At 70.2% G+C, this 15973-nt stretch carries 16 protein-coding genes and 2 tRNA genes; 8 read left to right on the top strand and 10 right to left on the bottom strand.

The genetic code is table 11. The annotated features are described in order from the left end of the window. Positions 1 to 27 precede the first annotated feature (27 nt). The 6 genes from ilvD to ACFQPS_RS02460 form a co-directional block, all read right to left on the bottom strand. The gene (ilvD, locus tag ACFQPS_RS02485) at positions 28 to 1761 is read right to left on the bottom strand and encodes a dihydroxy-acid dehydratase (protein ID WP_377356155.1); all 1734 of its coding nucleotides are present in this window, start codon (positions 1759 to 1761) and stop codon (positions 28 to 30) included. Between the two features lie 172 nt (positions 1762 to 1933). Then, positions 1934 to 4630: a valine--tRNA ligase gene (locus ACFQPS_RS02480; RefSeq protein WP_377356154.1), complete on the bottom strand. Its 2697-nt coding sequence runs from the start codon at positions 4628 to 4630 to the stop codon at positions 1934 to 1936. Positions 4631 to 4746: 116 nt separating this feature from the next. Then, positions 4747 to 5319 carry a DUF2497 domain-containing protein gene (locus ACFQPS_RS02475; RefSeq protein ID WP_465269610.1) on the bottom strand — a complete coding sequence of 191 codons (573 nt, stop codon included), beginning with the start codon at positions 5317 to 5319 and terminating at the stop codon, positions 4747 to 4749. 157 nt (positions 5320 to 5476) lie between these two features. Then, positions 5477 to 6853, bottom strand: coding sequence for a TolC family outer membrane protein (locus ACFQPS_RS02470; RefSeq protein ID WP_377356152.1), 1377 nt, complete (start codon positions 6851 to 6853; stop codon positions 5477 to 5479). A 2-nt stretch (positions 6854 to 6855) separates the two neighbouring features. Beyond that, the gene (locus ACFQPS_RS02465; RefSeq protein ID WP_377356151.1) at positions 6856 to 7188 is read right to left on the bottom strand and encodes a rhodanese-like domain-containing protein; all 333 of its coding nucleotides are present in this window, start codon (positions 7186 to 7188) and stop codon (positions 6856 to 6858) included. A gap of 32 nt (positions 7189 to 7220) precedes the next feature. Beyond that, positions 7221 to 7886 carry a protein-L-isoaspartate O-methyltransferase family protein gene (locus ACFQPS_RS02460; RefSeq protein ID WP_377356149.1) on the bottom strand — a complete coding sequence of 222 codons (666 nt, stop codon included), beginning with the start codon at positions 7884 to 7886 and terminating at the stop codon, positions 7221 to 7223. A gap of 213 nt (positions 7887 to 8099) precedes the next feature. Between ACFQPS_RS02460 and ACFQPS_RS02455 the strand changes: the two genes are divergently transcribed. Continuing rightward, positions 8100 to 8173: transfer RNA gene (locus ACFQPS_RS02455), tRNA-Cys, on the top strand. A gap of 109 nt (positions 8174 to 8282) precedes the next feature. Here ACFQPS_RS02455 and ACFQPS_RS02450 read toward each other — a convergent pair. Then, entirely contained in the window at positions 8283 to 8918 is a 636-nt protein-coding gene (locus tag ACFQPS_RS02450) for an NUDIX domain-containing protein (RefSeq protein WP_377356148.1), read from the bottom strand. Positions 8919 to 9069: 151 nt separating this feature from the next. Here ACFQPS_RS02450 and ACFQPS_RS02445 point away from each other — a divergent pair. After that, positions 9070 to 9145: transfer RNA gene (locus ACFQPS_RS02445), tRNA-Asn, on the top strand. Between the two features lie 100 nt (positions 9146 to 9245). Here the strand turns inward: ACFQPS_RS02445 and ACFQPS_RS02440 are convergent. From ACFQPS_RS02440 to ACFQPS_RS02430, 3 genes are all read right to left on the bottom strand, one after another. Then, positions 9246 to 9593, bottom strand: coding sequence for a hypothetical protein (locus ACFQPS_RS02440; RefSeq protein ID WP_377356147.1), 348 nt, complete (start codon positions 9591 to 9593; stop codon positions 9246 to 9248). A gap of 178 nt (positions 9594 to 9771) precedes the next feature. Continuing rightward, positions 9772 to 9945, bottom strand: a complete 174-nt coding sequence (locus tag ACFQPS_RS02435) for a hypothetical protein (protein WP_377356145.1) — start codon at positions 9943 to 9945, stop codon at positions 9772 to 9774. Positions 9946 to 9957: 12 nt separating this feature from the next. Beyond that, complete coding sequence (locus tag ACFQPS_RS02430) at positions 9958 to 11220, bottom strand: bifunctional alpha/beta hydrolase/OsmC family protein (protein WP_377356144.1); 1263 nt, start codon at positions 11218 to 11220, stop codon at positions 9958 to 9960. A gap of 121 nt (positions 11221 to 11341) precedes the next feature. On the opposite strand from ACFQPS_RS02430, the gene ACFQPS_RS02425 reads away from it, so the two are divergent. The 6 genes from ACFQPS_RS02425 to hisI all read left to right on the top strand — a co-directional run bounded on the left by ACFQPS_RS02425 (position 11342) and on the right by hisI (position 15888). Continuing rightward, positions 11342 to 11983, top strand: coding sequence for an NUDIX domain-containing protein (locus tag ACFQPS_RS02425; RefSeq protein ID WP_377356142.1), 642 nt, complete (start codon positions 11342 to 11344; stop codon positions 11981 to 11983). A 98-nt stretch (positions 11984 to 12081) separates the two neighbouring features. Next, positions 12082 to 12816, top strand: a complete 735-nt coding sequence (locus ACFQPS_RS02420) for an alanyl-tRNA editing protein (RefSeq protein ID WP_377356141.1) — start codon at positions 12082 to 12084, stop codon at positions 12814 to 12816. Positions 12817 to 12822: 6 nt separating this feature from the next. Then, positions 12823 to 13686, top strand: coding sequence for a 3-mercaptopyruvate sulfurtransferase (sseA, locus tag ACFQPS_RS02415; RefSeq protein ID WP_377356139.1), 864 nt, complete (start codon positions 12823 to 12825; stop codon positions 13684 to 13686). Next, entirely contained in the window at positions 13686 to 14288 is a 603-nt protein-coding gene (locus ACFQPS_RS02410; RefSeq protein WP_377356137.1) for a GNAT family N-acetyltransferase, read from the top strand. Before sseA ends, ACFQPS_RS02410 begins: the two co-directional genes overlap by 1 nt. After that, complete coding sequence (gene metC, locus ACFQPS_RS02405) at positions 14285 to 15490, top strand: cystathionine beta-lyase (protein ID WP_377356135.1); 1206 nt, start codon at positions 14285 to 14287, stop codon at positions 15488 to 15490. Before ACFQPS_RS02410 ends, metC begins: the two co-directional genes overlap by 4 nt. After that, positions 15487 to 15888, top strand: coding sequence for a phosphoribosyl-AMP cyclohydrolase (hisI, locus tag ACFQPS_RS02400; RefSeq protein ID WP_377356133.1), 402 nt, complete (start codon positions 15487 to 15489; stop codon positions 15886 to 15888). The genes metC and hisI overlap by 4 nt, the downstream gene beginning before the upstream one ends. The last annotated feature ends 85 nt before the right edge of the window (positions 15889 to 15973 follow it).

Here is a 15973-nt window from a genome sequence, read left to right as displayed (position 1 = left end):
GCCCCCGGTTCCGACCGCCGGTCCCGGTCAGATGTCGGCGAAGCAATGCGTCTCCGCCTTGCCGCCCGGATGGGTCACGGCCCCCTTCTCCGCATCGCCCACCGTCTGGGCGTACTTCCAGAGTGCGCCGGACTGGAAGTCGTGCCGGCGCGGCTGCCACGCCTTGCGCCGCTCCGCCAGTTCCGCGTCGGAGAGTGCCACCGACAGCTCGCCCGTGGTGGCGTCGATGGTGATGACGTCGCCGTCGCGCAGCAGGCCGATCGGCCCGCCCACGGCCGCCTCCGGCCCGACATGGCCGATGCAGAAGCCGCGGGTGGCGCCGGAGAAGCGGCCGTCGGTGATCAGGGCCACCTTGTCGCCCATGCCCTGGCCGTAGAGGGCGGCGGTGGTGGCCAGCATCTCCCGCATGCCGGGGCCGCCCCGCGGCCCCTCGTAGCGGATGACCAGGACCTCGCCCTCCTTGTACTCGCGGCGCTCGACGGCGGCGAAGGCGTCCTCCTCGCGGTCGAAGCAGCGGGCCGGACCGGAGAAGCGCAGGTTCTTCATGCCCGCGACCTTCACGATGGCGCCCTGCGGGGCCAGGTTGCCGCGCAGGCCGACCACGCCGCCCGTGGGCGACAGCGGCGCGCTGGTCGGCCGGATCACCTCCTGGTTCGTGGGGAAGACCACGTCGGCCAGATTCTCGGCGATGGTCCGGCCGGTCACCGTGATGCAGTCGCCGTGCAGGAAGCCACCGTCCAGCAGCGCCTTCATCAGCACCGGCACGCCGCCGACCTCGAACAGGTCCTTGGCGACGAAGCGGCCGCCCGGCTTCAGGTCGGCGATGTAGGGCGTGCGCCGGAACACGGCGGCCACGTCGTGCAGGTCGAACTCGATCCCGGCCTCGTGCGCGATGGCCGGCAGGTGCAGGGCGGCGTTGGTGGAGCCGCCGCTGGCCGCGACGACGACAGCCGCGTTCTCCAGCGCCTTGCGGGTGACGATGTCGCGCGGGCGGAGATTCATCTCCACCAGCTTCATCACGGCCCGGCCGGATGCCTCGGCATAGGCGTCGCGGCTCTCATACGGTGCCGGGGCGCCGGCCGAGCCCGGCAGGGCCAGCCCGATTGCTTCTGAAACGCAGGCCATGGTGTTGGCCGTGTACTGGCCGCCACAGGCGCCCGACCCCGGACAGGCGCAGCATTCCAGCTCGTGCAGGTCCTTCTCGTCCATCCGGCCGGCGCTGTAGGCGCCCACCGCCTCGAACACGTCCTGCACGGTGACATCCTTGCCGCGGAACTTCCCCGGCAGGATGGAGCCGCCATACATGAAGACGCTGGGCACGTTCAGCCGGACCATGGCCATCATCATGCCGGGCAGGCTCTTGTCGCAGCCGGCCAGCCCGACCATCGCGTCGTAGCAGTGGCCGCGCATGGTCAGTTCGACCGAATCGGCGATCACCTCGCGGCTCACCAGCGACGCCTTCATGCCCTGGTGGCCCATGGCGATGCCGTCGGTGACGGTGATGGTGGTGAACTCGCGCGGGGTGCCCTGCTCCGCCTTCACCCCGGTCTTCACCGCCTGGGCCTGACGGTTCAGCGCGATGTTGCAGGGGGCTGCCTCGTTCCAGCAGGTCGCCACGCCGACGAAGGGCCGGGCGATCTCCTGCTCCGTCATGCCCATGGCATAGTAGTAGGACCGGTGCGGCGCACGCTCGGGACCGACGGACACATGCCGGCTCGGCAGCTTGGACTTGTCCCAGGTCTTCTCGGGGCCGGTGGGCATTTCAGGCATCCTCGCGCAATATCGTTGCGCCATAAGGCGCGGTTCGGAAACGAAGCTGAGAATACCCAGCCGTCACCGCCCTGCCTAGCCCCGGATGCCGCGCCTCTTCGTCCCGCACGCGGGGGAGCCATGCGGGGACCGGGAGGCGCTCCGGTCCCCGCAACGATGGCCGTCAGCCCAGCCGCTGCAAGGCCTCGCGCAGCTTGGTCGCCGCCTCCTCGGCGGTGGCGCGGCGCTCGCGCTGCTCCTCGATGACCTCCTCGGCCGCCTTCTCGACGAACTGGGGGTTGGACAGCTTGGCGTCGATCTTCCCGATCTCCTGCTCCAGCTTGCCGATCTCCTTCAGCAGCCGGGCCTTCTCCTTCTCCACGTCGATGAAGTCGGCCAGGGGCAGCACCAGGGTGGCATCCTCGATCACCGCCTGCGCCGCGCCCTTCGGCAGATCGGCGGAGACGAACTCGATGCCGGAGACGCGGGCCAGCCGCAGGATCAGCTCGCGGTGCCGGTCCGACAGCTCGCGCGCCCGGGTCCCGGCATCCTTCAGCAGCAGCGGGATCTGGGCCGAGGGCGGCACGTTCATCTCCGCCCGGACCGTGCGGATGGTGGAGATCAGGCGGACCACCCACTCCATCTCCGCCCCGGCCTCGGCATGCACGAGACCGGGCTGCGGCTCCGGCCAGGCGGCGGAGATCAGCAGCGCGTCCTTGCCGCCCAGCTTCTCGTTCAGCTCCTCCGTCAGGAAGGGCATGATCGGGTGCAGCAGGTGCAGGATATGGTCCAGCACCCAGGCCGTGGTGGCGCGGGTCTCGGCCTTCGCGGCCGCGTCCTCGCCGTTCAGGATCGGCTTGGTGAACTCCAGATACCAGTCGCAGAAGGTGTTCCAGGCGAACTGGTAGATGGCCCCGGCCGCCTCGTTGAACTTGTAGCCTTCCAGCGCGTCGGTCACCCGGGCGGCCGCCTGCTGCGCCGCCCCGATCACCCACTTGTTCACCGTCAGCGTGACCGCGGCCGGATCGAAGCCCGGCGCCGGCGCCACCTCGTTCATCTGGGCGTAGCGGGCGGCGTTCCAGAGCTTGGTGGCGAAGTTGCGATAGCCCTCCACCCGACTGACGGCCAGCTTGATGTCGCGGCCCTGGGCCGCCATGGCGGCCAGGGTGAAGCGCAGCGCATCGGCCCCGTACCTGTCCACCACGGTCAGCGGGTCGATGATGTTGCCCTTGGACTTGGACATCTTCTGCCCCTTCTCATCCCGCACCAGGGCGTGGATGTAGACGGTGCGGAAGGGCACATCGCCCATGAAGTGCAGGCCCATCATCATCATCCGGGCGACCCAGAAGAAGATGATGTCGAAGCCCGTCACCAGCACGTCGCCGGGGTAGTAACGGTCCAGTTCCGGCGCCTTCTCGGGCCAGCCGAGCGTGCTGAACGGCCACAGCGCCGAGCTGAACCAGGTGTCCAGCACGTCGGCGTCGCGGGTGATCTCCACCCCGTCCCCGAACCGGGCCACGGCCTGGGCCCGGGCCTCCTCCTCCGTCTCGGCGACGAAGATGCTGCCTTCCGGGCCGTACCAGGCCGGAATCTGGTGGCCCCACCAGAGCTGGCGCGAGATGCACCAGGGCTGGATGTTGCGCATCCACTCGAAATAGGTGTTCTCCCACTGGCGCGGGACGAACACGGTGCGGCCCTGCTCCACCGCCTCGATGGCCGGCTTCGCCAGGGTCTTGGCATCGCAGTACCACTGGTCGGTCAGCCAGGGCTCGATCACCACGTCCGAACGGTCGCCGTGCGGCACGGTATGGGCGTGCGGGTCGATCTTCTCCAGCAGGCCCAGCGCCTCCAGATCGGCGACGATGCGCTTGCGCGCCTCGAAGCGGTCGAGGCCGCGGTATGCTTCCGGCATCTCCTCGAAGAAGGGATCCATGCCGCCGCCCACTCGCGGCCGGAAGCCTTCGAAGCGGTGCAGCAGCTTCGCGTCGCGGTCCAGCAGGTTGATCAGCGGCAGGCCGTGCCGACGGCCCACCTCGAAGTCGTTGAAGTCGTGCGCCGGGGTGATCTTCACCGCACCGCTGCCCGTCTCCGGGTCGGCGTATTCGTCCGCCACGATGGGAATCAGCCGCCCGACCAGCGGCAGCCGGACCATCCGGCCGATCAGGTCCTTGTAGCGCTCATCCTCCGGATGCACGGCCACGGCCGTGTCCGCCAGCATCGTTTCCGGCCGGGTGGTGGCGACGGTGATGAAGCGCCCCTCCTCCCCGTCGATCGGATAGCGGAAGTGCCAGAGGTTCCCCTTGACGGGCTTCTGCTCCACCTCCAGGTCGGAGATGGCCGTGTGCAGCTTCGGGTCCCAGTTGACCAGCCGCTTGTCGCGGTAGATCAGCCCCTGCCGGTAGAGCTCCACGAACACCTTGCGGACGGCGCGGTTCAGCCCCTCGTCCAGGGTGAAACGCTCGCGCGCCCAGTCGGCGCTGGCTCCCAGGTGGCGGAGCTGGTGGGTGATGGTGCCACCGGACTCGGCCTTCCACTCCCAGACCTTCTCCACGAACCGCTCGCGGCCGAGGTCGAGACGGCTCACGCCCTCCTTCGCCAGATTGCGCTCGACCACCATCTGGGTGGCGATGCCGGCATGGTCCTGGCCGGGTTGCCAGAGAGCGTCCTGGCCGCGCATCCGGTGGAAGCGGATGAGCACGTCCTGAAGGGTGAAGGTCAGCGCATGGCCCATGTGCAGGCTGCCCGTCACGTTGGGCGGCGGCATCATGATGGTGTAGGGCCGCTGGTTGGACTCGACGTCGGCAGCGAAGGCGCCGGCGTCTTCCCAACGCCTGTAGTGCTTCGCTTCAACCTCGGCGGGGGTGAAAGTCTTCTCCAGCATGGCCGGGCCTTTGGTGTTCCAGGGGAATGGCTGTCAGGGGAATGGCGGTGATAACGAGACGGGGCGGCACCATCAAGGCGCCGCCCCGCGATCTGCTCATGCGAATGGGTGGCGCGTCAGTCCAGGCCGCGCCTTACGACCTTCTCGATCTCCCGCTTCACCAGCCGCTCGACGAGCTGGGGCAGGTTGTCGTCCATCCATTCGCGGATCAGCGGACGGACGATGTCATAGACGATCTGCTCAAGCGTGAGGTCGCCACGCCCCACGGGACCTTCGCCCGTCAGGCTGGGGCCACGGCGGAAGCCGGCAAGACCCGAGAAGGCCCGGCTGGCGGCGGCGGCCGTCAGGTCCGACATCAGGGTGTCGTCATCGGGCGGCGGACGCCGACGGGGGGGCGGGGGCGGTTCCGGTTCGTCCATCTCGAACGGGTCCGGAAGCGGCGCCGGAGCCGGCGGCTCCTCCGGGACCATCTGGGTCAGTTCGAGGACGTCATCCTCGGCCGGCTCGTCCAGCATCACCGGCGGAGGCGGTTCCGGCAGCGGCGGCGGAGGAGGAGGCGGTGGCGGAGCCGGAGGCGGCGCCGGTGGTGGCGGCGGCGGGGGAGGCTCGGGTTCTGCGGCGGCGGCCGCAGGCGGCGCGTCACTGTCCTCGGAAATGATCCGCCGGATCGAGGCGAGAATCTCCTCCATCGACGGTTCTTGTTGGGTCTTGTTATCGGCCATCTCAGAGAACCCGACTGCCTGATCCGCAGGCGGCAGACTAGGGCAGAACTTTCGAAAACTCCACGGACTTATCGCCGTCCGGGCGGTCCCCGTCGTGACAAGGGACCGCCGGACGACATGCTACTCAGTCGATGGACGTACCCCAGAGCTTGCCACGGACCTTGTCGTAGTGCGCCTGGAAGTCGTAGGTGGCGACCGGCAGGCCGAGACGGCCCGCGGTGAGCTGACCGGTGGCCGCCAGAACCTGGAACACGGCGACCAGCTCGTCACGCTGGGAGCGGACCAGCTCGACGCGCGCATTCAGGAGTTCCTGTTCGGCGTCCAGGACGTCCAGCACGGTACGGGAGCCGACGGTCGCCTCCTGGCGGACACCCTCGAGAGCGATGTCGGCCGACCGGACCTGTTCCTGGCGGGACAGGATGGAGGCGCGGGCCGTGACCAGGGCTTCCCAGGCGCGGATCGCCGTCTCGCGCGCCGCGCGGGACGTCTCCTCGATCTGGATGCGGCGCTGGTTGGCGACCTGCTTCGCCTCGCGCACGCGGGCGGTGGTGGCGCCACCTTCGTAGATCGGCACCGTCACGCGGGCGACGATGGAGGCCTGCTCGCTTTCATCGACGAGCTGGGACTGGTCCCAGTTCTTCGACAGCGTGCCAGCGACGCTGACGGAGGGCAGCAGCTCGCCCCGGACCAGATCGATGTTGTCTTCCGACGCCTGCTGGTTGAAGCGGGCGGCGATGACGTTGGGGTTGTTCTGCTCCCCGAGCGCGATCGTCTCCTGGAGCGTCTTCGGCAGAGCGACCGTTACCGTCGGCTGCACCAGCCGGGCCGGCGGCGCGCCGATCAGGCGGGCGAACTGGGCCCGGCTGGCGTTCAGCAGCCCTTCGGCCTGGATGCGGTCCGAGGTGGAGCGCGCCAGACGCGATTCGGACTGGCTGACGTCCGTCCGGGTGATCTCGCCGACGCGGAAGCGGTCCTGCGCCGCCTCCAACTGGCGGCGGAGCACCTGCTCGTTGTTGACGGTCAGGTCGAGGACCGCCTGGTCGCGCACGACGTCCAGGTAGGCCGTCGCAGCGTCCAGCAGCACCGACTGCTCGGTGGCGACCAGGGAGGCGCGCTGCGCCTGGACCAGATTTTCGGCGCGGTTGACGGCGGCGACAGTGCGGCCGCCCCGGTAGAGCGGCTGCGTCACCGTCACATCGACCGATCGCGGCGAGATCGCCACCACGTCCGGCCCCTGCTCGTTGCGCACGCGGCCAGCCTCACCGGTAGCGGTCACATTGGGCAGGAATCCGGACCGGGCATAGGGGACCTGCTCGTCCGTGGCGCGGAGGGCGGCCCGTTCGGCGTCGAGCGTCGGGTTCGACTGGTAGGCCTGCGCCAGGGCCTCTTGCAGCGACTGTGCCGCGGCAGGCGTTGCGCCAAGGCCGGCGGCCAGCGCCAGGGCGGGCAGAGTGCCGCTCAGGGCGCGGCGGAGACGGTTTCTCAGACTCTTGGCGTCCATCTTCAATACACCTTCATGGTCGGGTCGATCCGCCGGGCCCAAGCGTCGATTCCTCCGGCGAGATTGACGGCCCGGTCGAACCCTTGGAAGCGGAGCCAGGATATGGCCTGGGCACTGCGGAAGCCGTGATGGCAGACACCCACCAGCGGCCTGTCCGTCGGCAGCCCGGCCGCATGCCGCGGAAGCTGCCCCAACGGAATGGTAATGCTCCCGTCGATGGAGCAAAGGTCCACTTCCCAGGGTTCACGCACATCCAGGATGGCGACCGGCTGGCCCCCCTTCAGCATCGCGTCGAGGGTTTCAACCTCGATCTCGGCGCATCCGGGTCCGGCCATCGGCCACCTCCTGGTGTCGGAACTGTCTGGTTTCAGAACTGGAATCCCGGCTTCGCCTGGAAGCCGGGAAGCGGATGCACGGTCGCGTCGAACAGCGGCCGGCTGGAGACGATGCCGGCGACCTTCTGGTAGATACGGGCCAGCCCCAGACGTTCCGACGCCGCCACCACGGTGACAAGGCGCCCGCCCTCGGCAAGCTGGTCGAGAAGCGCCTCCGGCACCTCGGCCACGGCCCCGTCGATCAGGATGACGTCGTAGGGCTGCTGCGCCGGCCAGCCCTGCTCCAGCGGTCCCTGCATCAGCAGCACATTGTCGGCGCCGGCCTCCCGCAGGGCCCGGCCCGCGGTGGCCGCCAGGGTGGCGTCGCTCTCCACGGCGACGACCGTCGCAGCCAGACGGCCGATCACGGCCGCCGAGTAGCCGGTGCCGCAGCCGACATCGAGCACGACATCCTGGGTGCCGATGCCGGCCGCCTGCAACAGGCGCCCCAGCACCATGGGCTCCATCAGATAACGGCCGTCGCCCAGCGGAACATCCTCGTCCACATAGGCGATACCGCGCAGCGTGCGGGGCACGAAGAGTTCGCGCGGGACGTCCAGGAATGCGTCGACCAGCCGGAGATCCGTCACCTTGTTGGGGCGGATCTGCCCTTCGACCATGTTGACGCGGGCATCGGAGTAGTCCGTCGTGGCAGCCATCGGGGGTCTATCAGGGTCTTCGGGAGGGCGGACGGAGGCGGGTGCGCTCGCGCTTTTCAGCAGGCTATATATCCGCGCAGGCCGGCGAACACAATCTGGCGCGGCACACGGTGACGCTCTAGCGGACGGATATAGCACGGGTGCTTGACCGCGCGCGGCGCGCCATCCTATATGTCCACCCCTCGGCCGGGCACGTCCCGGCGGGCTCTCACCGGCGCGGTGGCAGAGTGGTGATGCAACGGACTGCAAATCCGTGAACCCGGGTTCGATTCCCGGCCGTGCCTCCAGAGAGCCCCATCCTCCGTAACGGGACAGGTCCAGGAAGGGCCGCCCGCTTGCGATCAGGGCGTGGGCGCCTCCTTCCCCGATCCCCTTCTGCTTATTAAGGCCGACCCGTCAGGCCAGCCCCTTGGCGACCGCCGCCGCCAGATCGGGCGGCAGGGTTCCGGTGTCCGCCAGCAGGCGCAGCCGCATCAGCGCGAGCTGGCTGAGGGAATCCGTGATCCGTCCGTCCAGCACCATGGCCAGCGCCTCTCCCAGCGGCAGGCGCCGGACCTCTAGGCGCTCGGTTTCCTCCGGGGCCGGCTCGCCGGCCCGCAGTCCCCAGGCGACATAGGCGAAGCCGACCTCGTCGGTGACGCTGTTGGAGAGGTCGGCGCGTCCGATTTCCAGCAGGTGCCCGGCCACGAGTCCCGTCTCCTCCGCCAGTTCGCGCAGCGCCGCCGCCTCGGGCGTCTGCCCCTCCGGCGCCCCGCCTTCGGGAATCTCCCAACTGTAGCGCCCCAGCGGATAGCGGAACTGACCGACCAGCCAGGTGCTGCCGTCCGCATCCACGGGAACGACCCCGACCGCCCGGTTCAGGAACTGCACCACGCCGTAGATGCCGGGACTGCCGGCCGGCGTCAGCACCCGGTTGTGGACGACGCGGACCCAGGGATTCTCGTAGCGGGTCCGGCTGTCGAGCGTGATCCAGGGATTGTCGCGCCCCGCCTCCGCGCCGGCACTGGCGCCGGTCTGTCGCTGTTCCGTCATGATCTGCAAGTGTCTCTGGTCAGGAAAACCGGCGCGTTCACGATTCCGAAAAAAACCCTCGATTAGGGGTTTGCATCGTCAAAAACCCTTTGCTATATAGCCGCCCACCGCACGACGGGACGCCCCACGGCGCACCGGACGGCGGCACTGATCCCAGGTAGCTCAGCCGGTAGAGCAGGTGGCTGTTAACCACCGGGTCGGGGGTTCGAGTCCCTCCCTGGGAGCCAATTCGGAAACGGGCCGGATGGAAACATCCGGCCCGTTTTCCATTTCCGGGCAGCGGTCCATCGCCGCTCCCGTCCGCCGGAACCGGCATTCCCTTCCCCGTCACAGCTCATCGTAGAGGGTGTTGTCGTCCAGCGCGGCCGCGGCCGGTGCATGGCGCTGCCATTCCCCGCACCAGTCGGTGGACAGGGTGGTCGGAAAGGTGCCCGCGGGGGCGCGGTCGGTCACGACCGGCGGGAAGCGGCGGCAGGTCCCCTTGGGGCCCCGTTCCCGCACACCACCGCCCAGCCAGAATCGGCAGGAATAACAGTTGTCGCTGCGGCGCACCCCGACCTCCTGGTCCCGGCCCTCGAACCACGGCTCGCCGTCGTCGAAGGTGATCTTATCTCCAGGAGCTATATCACGCGGCGACCCCAGGTCGACGAAGGCATGTGCGGCGTCGGTGCGCAAGGCTGCGTCGGGAAGGTGGACGGGGGGCAGAGGCCGCCCGAGCCCAGCGCAAGGGCCGCGCTTGCCCGCCGGCCGCACGGTCATCGGGCCGAATCGACGCTTCCGCAGCGCCGGAACCGATCGAGCCCCCGCGCCCGTGCTGGTAACGGCACGGACGGCAAGGCTGTGCAGGACGGGCTCACCGGGGCGGCTTGGCCCGCCGCATCTCGTCGCCGTTCTGCATGTAGAAGGCCTTGATGTCGGCATCCAGTTCCGCCCGCCGCATCCCGTCCGGGCTGTCGGCGGGGGCATCGCGCAGGCCCTGGAACTCCTGCACCGCGCGCTCGTACTCTTCCTGTGTGCGAATCGCCATGATCCGGCTCCTTCATCGCTGCGTCCCGCCAGCAACCCGGCCACCGGGTCCAGGTTCCCGCCCTTCCCCCTCGTCAAGCACGGTGAGGATCTCCGGCACCGACTCCAGCGTCCGGTGAACGGGGCAACGTCCGGCGATCTCCAGCAGCCGCTGCCGCTGTCCGGCGTCGAGCGGTCCCTTGAGAATCAGCCGGCGGTCGAACCGGTCCACGCGGCCGCCGCCGCTTCCGTCGACCTTGCCATGCGCCAGATCGACCGCGACTCCCGCCAACGGCCAGCCCTTGCGCTCCGCATAGAGGCGCAGCGTCATCACCGTGCAGGCGCCCAGCGCCGCAAGCAGGAGCTGGTAGGGATCGGGGCCGCTGCCGCCGCCGACGGGAGGCGGCTCGTCGGCCCGGAACACCTGACCGCCCGTCGTCACCAGGACGCCCAGGCGCGAGTCCCCGGCTTCCCGGACGGACGCCCGGCCGACCTCGTTGCGCGGCGCGGCGCCGCTGTCGGCCGGTGCCAGCCGCAGGGCACGCGCGGCCCAGACGGCCGCGATCTCGGCGACACGGGCGGCATCGTCACGGTCCGCCACCAGATGGCCGGCTCCGTCCAGGGCGATGAAGCTTTTCGGATGACAGGCTGCGGCCAGGATCCGGTCGGCATTCTCCACCGGAACGACCGGGTCACCCGGATCGTGGAAGACCAGCAGCGGCCGCCCCAGCGCCGTGAGCGCCTCGGCCATGGGCTGATCGCCGATGTCCTCCAGGAAGTCCGCCGTGATGGGAAAGCTGCGCCCGCCGATCTCGATCAGGACCCGCCCCTCGGCCGCGATCTCCGCTTCCCGCCCGGCGACGAGCCGGCGGAGATGCTCCGGGCCGAAGGGCGCGTTCACGGTGACGACCGCCCCGACCTCCGGCAGGGCGGCCGCTGCCCGGATCACCGCGGCCCCGCCCAGGCTGTGCCCGAGCAGCAGGCGCGGCGGGGCGACCGCATCGGCCAGCGCCCGGGCGGCGGCGGCCAGATCGCCGACATTGCTGCTGAAGCCGGTGTTGGCGAAATCGCCGGCGCTGTTGCCCAGGCCGGTGAAGTCGAACCGCAGCACCGCGAATCCCCGCTCGGCCAGGGCGCGGCTGATGCGGACGGAGGCATGGTGGTCCTTGGAACAGGTGAAGCAGTGGGCGAACAGCGCCGCCGCCCGGGGCTCCCCCGTCGGCAGGTCGAGCCGGCCGGACAGCCGGTGCCCGGAGCCTCCCGTAAAATCGAACTGCCGTGTGCTGGTCAGGGACATGCCGTCTCCCCTTCGGTCGCCGGAGACCCGGGCTGGCCTTGCGCGTCTTCCCGGGTCTACCCTGGTTGAACGGCCGGCAGCCCCGGTCGTCACGACCGATCCCGTCATCCGCCGGACCGCCATGACCGACCGCCCTTCCTCCCCGCCCGCCAAGGCACCGTTCGGCCGGGACGATGTCCAGGTCCTGGAGCGGCGTCAGGCCTATCGCGGCTATTTCCGCGTGGACGTCTTCCGGCTGCGCCACCGGCTGTTCGCCGGGGGCTGGAGCGGAGAGATGAGCCGGGAGCTGTTCGACCGCGGCCATGCCGCCGCCGTCCTGCTCTACGATCCGGGCCGCGATGCCGTGGTGCTGGTGGAGCAGTTCCGCGTCGGCGCCCTGGCCGCGGACCGGGAACCGTGGCTGGTGGAGGCGGTGGCCGGGATTGTCGATCCCGGGGAGACCCCGGAGCAGGTGGCGCGCCGCGAATCCGTGGAGGAGGCCGGCTGCACCGTCAGCGATCTGGTCCTGATCGGGGAGTTCCTGCCGAGCCCCGGCGGGTGCAGCGAGGTCATCACCCTCTACTGCGGCCGGGTGGACAGTGCCGGGGCGGGCGGCCTGCACGGGCTGGCGGAGGAGAACGAGGACATCCGGGTCCTGGTCCTGCCGGCGGACGAGGCCGTCGCCCGCGCCGACCGCAACGAGATCCGCAACGGCGTCACCCTGGTGGCGCTCCACTGGCTGGCGCGGCACCGTCTGTCCCTGCGCCGGCGCTGGGCGGACTGAGCCGCTGATCGAGTCGCGGCACTTTCCTTGATCGCCGCCGGATGCGCCGTTAGCATCCGGACTTCGGGAATTTTCCTTTTGTTTCCGGGGGAAATGCCATGACCCTGCTGTTCCGCGAATCCCCCTGTGCCCGGACGGCTGAGGCGACGGTCCTGTCGGCCGGGCCGGAGGGTATCCGGCTCGACCGCACCCTCTTCTATCCGGCCGGCGGCGGACAGCCGGGCGACACCGGCACGATCGCCTGGGAGGGCGGGACGCTGCGGATCGCCGACACGCGCAAGGCCGGGGAGGCCGCACCGCTGTCGGGCGACGACGTGCTGCACATCCCCGAGGACACGTCCGCCCCGCTGCCCGCGCCCGGTACCCCGGTGACCCTGGAGATCGACTGGGAGCGCCGCCACCGTCACATGCGGATGCACACGACGCTGCATCTCCTCTGTGCGGTCGTGCCCGGGTCCGTGACGGGCGGACAGGTCGGGGCCGACCGCAGCCGGCTGGACTTCGACGTGCCGTCCGGCAGTCTGGACAAGGCGGAGATCGAGGCGCGCCTGAACGCCCTCATCGCGGCCGACCATCCGGTGGCCGAGCGCATCGTCGACGATGCCGAGCTGGACCGCCGGCCCGATCTGGTCCGCACCCTCTCGGTGCAGCCGCCGCGCGGCGGGGGACTGCTGCGGCTGCTGCTGATCGGCACGGACGAGGCGCCGGTGGACCTCCAGCCCTGCGGTGGCACCCATGTCGGCCGCACCGGCGAGATCGGCCCCGTCAGCGTCGTGAAGATCGAGAACAAGGGCAGACAGAACCGGCGCATCGTCGTCGCCTTGAAGGAGTGAGAGTCGATGGTTTCCGATCCGCTGGTCAGTCCACGTTGGCTGGCCGAGCATCTGGCCGATCCGTCCGTGCGCGTCGTGGATGCGTCCTGGCACATGCCCGGCGTCGCGCGCGATGCGCGGGCGGAGCATGCGGCGGCCCGCATCCCCGGTGCCGTGTTCTTCGACATCGACGGGATCGCGGCGCCCGACACGGATCTGCCGCACATGCTGCCGGCCCCGGAGGTGTTCGCCCAGGCCGTCTCCATGCTGGGGATCGGCAGCGCGGACACGGTCGTCGTCTATGACAGCAACGGCATCCTCAGCGCGCCGCGGGTCTGGTGGACCTTCCGGGTCTTCGGCCACGCGAAGGTCTTCGTGCTGGATGGCGGCCTGCCGCGCTGGCAGGCGGAGGGACTGCCGCTGGAGGATACGCCCCCCCCGATGCCCGCGCCCCGGCCCTTCCGGGCGCGGCTCGACCCGTCCCTGGTCCGCGATGCCGGCGACATGCTGGCGGGGCTGGAGACCGGCGCGGCGCAGATCGTCGATGCCCGCCCGGCCGGCCGCTTCGACGGCAGCGTGCCCGAACCGCGGCCGGGCCTGCGCGGTGGCCACATGCCGGGCGCGCGCAACGTGCCCGTCTCCGACCTGATGGACGCCGGCACGAAGACGATGCTCCCGGCGGACGCGCTGGCCGCACGTTTCCGCGCCGCGGGCCTGGACCTGGAACGGCCGGTCGTCGCCTCCTGCGGCAGCGGCATCACGGCCTGCGTGCTGGCCCTGGCGCTTCACCGTCTCGGCCGCAGCGACGTGCCGGTCTATGACGGCTCCTGGTGCGAATGGGGTGCCCGCCCCGACCTGCCGGTGGAGACCGGCCCCGCTGGAGGTCTATGATGACGGACGATGCGGTCCCGGCCGGCAAGCTGCGCACGATCGTGACCTTCCTGGAGATGGCGGAGGCGCCGCGGCCGCGGCACCGGCCGCCCCCCTTCGAGCGCATGGCCCTGCTGCGGGCCGAGGGCTGCACCGTCTCCTTCTACCGCTACCTCTACGCCACGGTGGGCGAGCCCTGGCTCTGGCACACCCGGCGTCGGCTGTCCGATGACGCTCTACGCGCCATCATCCAGGACGAGAAGGTCGAGGTCTTCGTACCCTATGTCGCCGGCGTGCCCGCCGGCTATGTCGAGCTGGACCGCCGCAAGGCGGGACAGGTCGATATCGCCTATCTCGGCCTGATCCCGGAGTTCATCGGCCACGGCCTCGGTCCCTGGCTGCTGGACTGGGCGATCGAGGCGGGCTGGAACGGCGCGGGGGTCACCCGGATGGCCGTGAACACCTGCACCTTCGACCATCCCAAGGCGCTGCTGATGTACCAGCGCGCCGGCTTCGTTCCCCTCCGGCAGGAAGAACGGCTGGAGGACGACCCCAGGCTGGAGGGCGTGATGCCCCTCGACGCCGCCCCTCAGATCCCCTTGGCAGAACCTCCCGTCCGATGACCGCCGATCCAGACAGCACCGCTTCCTCCGACCTGGCCCTTTCGACCCGCCTCGCCCATCTCGGCCGCGACCCCGGCGGGCATGCCGGTGCCGTGAACATCCCGCCCTACCGGGCCTCCACCATCCTGCACCCGACCCTCGCGGCCTTCCTGACGCCCGATCCGGAATACCGTTCGATCCGCTACGGCCGCACGGGTACACCGTCCAGCCACGCCTTCGAGGAGGCGATGGCAGAGCTGGAGGGCGGTTGCGGCGCCGTCGCCGTCGGCTCCGGCCTACAGGCGATCACCGTCGCGCTGAGCGCCTTCGTGCAGGCGGGCGACCACATCCTGGTGACGGACAGCGTCTACGGCCCGACCCGTCACTTCTGCGGCCAGATGCTGGCCCGCCTGGGCGTGGAGACGGAGTTCTACGATCCCGGCATCGGGGCCGGCATCGCCGGTCTGATCCGGGAGAACACCCGCCTGATCCTGCTGGAGTCGCCGGGCTCGCTCACCTTCGAGATGCAGGACGTGCCGGCCATCGTCGCCGCGGCGCGGGCGCGCGGGTGCCTGACCCTGATCGACAACACCTGGGCGGCCGGCGTCTTCTTCAAGCCGCTGGCCCTGGGAGTGGATGTCTCGATCCAGGCGGCGACGAAGTATGTCTGCGGCCATTCGGACGCCACCCTGGGCGTCATCATCGCCCGGGAGGAATCCTGCCGGCTGGCGGTGAAGCAGTCGGCCGTGACGCTGGGCGCGGCGGCCGGGGCGGACGACCTGTTCCTGGCGCTGCGCGGCCTGCGCACCCTGCCCGTCCGTCTCGTGCGCCACCAGGAGACCGGCATCCGGCTGGCCCGCTGGCTGGCCGGACAGCCGGAGGTCCGGCGCGTCCTGCATCCGGCCCTGCCGGACGATCCCGGCCATGCCATGTGGCAGCGCGATTTCACCGGCGCCTGCGGCCTGTTCGCGGTGGAACTGGAGCGCATCCCACAGGATGCCCTGGCCGCCATGCTGGACGGCCTGTCCCTGTTCGGCATGGGCTACAGCTGGGGCGGATTCGAGAGCCTGATCCTGCCCGCCTTTCCCGACCGGATCAGGACCGCCGTTCCCTGGCGCGGCCGGGGAACGCTGATCCGGCTGCATGCCGGGCTGGAGGATGCCGAGGACCTGATCCGCGATCTCGACCGCGCCTTCGGCCGCCTGCGGGGGGCCCGCCGATGACGACCGGAGCCCTGGACGCTCTCCTCGCCGAACTGCAATTCGATGCGGACGGCCTCGTCCCGGCCATCGCCCAGCAGCACGACACGGGCGAGGTGCTGATGCTGGCCTGGATGAACCGCGACTCCCTCCGGGAGACGCTGGCCGGCGGCCGCGTCGTCTACTGGTCCCGCTCGCGCCGGGCGCTCTGGCGCAAGGGCGACACCTCGGGGCAGGTGCAGCATCTGCGTGAGCTTCGCATCGACTGCGACGGCGATGCCCTGCTGCTGCTGGTGGATCAGGTGGGCGTCGCCTGCCACACCGGGCGGCGCAACTGCTTCTACCGCGCCGTGCGGGACGGCGCGCTGGCCGTTATCGCCGAGGTCGAGGTGCCGGCGGAGGAGCTGTACGGCAAGGGCTGACGCCGTTCCGGCACCCCGGGGAATATTAGGCACCCTTGATCCATATCAATGTGGGGAGGAAAGCCCCTTCCTAGAAAGGGGTGTC

This window comes from Rhodocista pekingensis, assembly GCF_042665545.1.
GTDB classification, from domain to species: Bacteria; Pseudomonadota; Alphaproteobacteria; order Azospirillales; family Azospirillaceae; genus Rhodocista; species Rhodocista pekingensis.
Note: the sequence above shows the minus strand (reverse complement) of the source record. Positions and strands in the feature narration are given on the sequence as shown.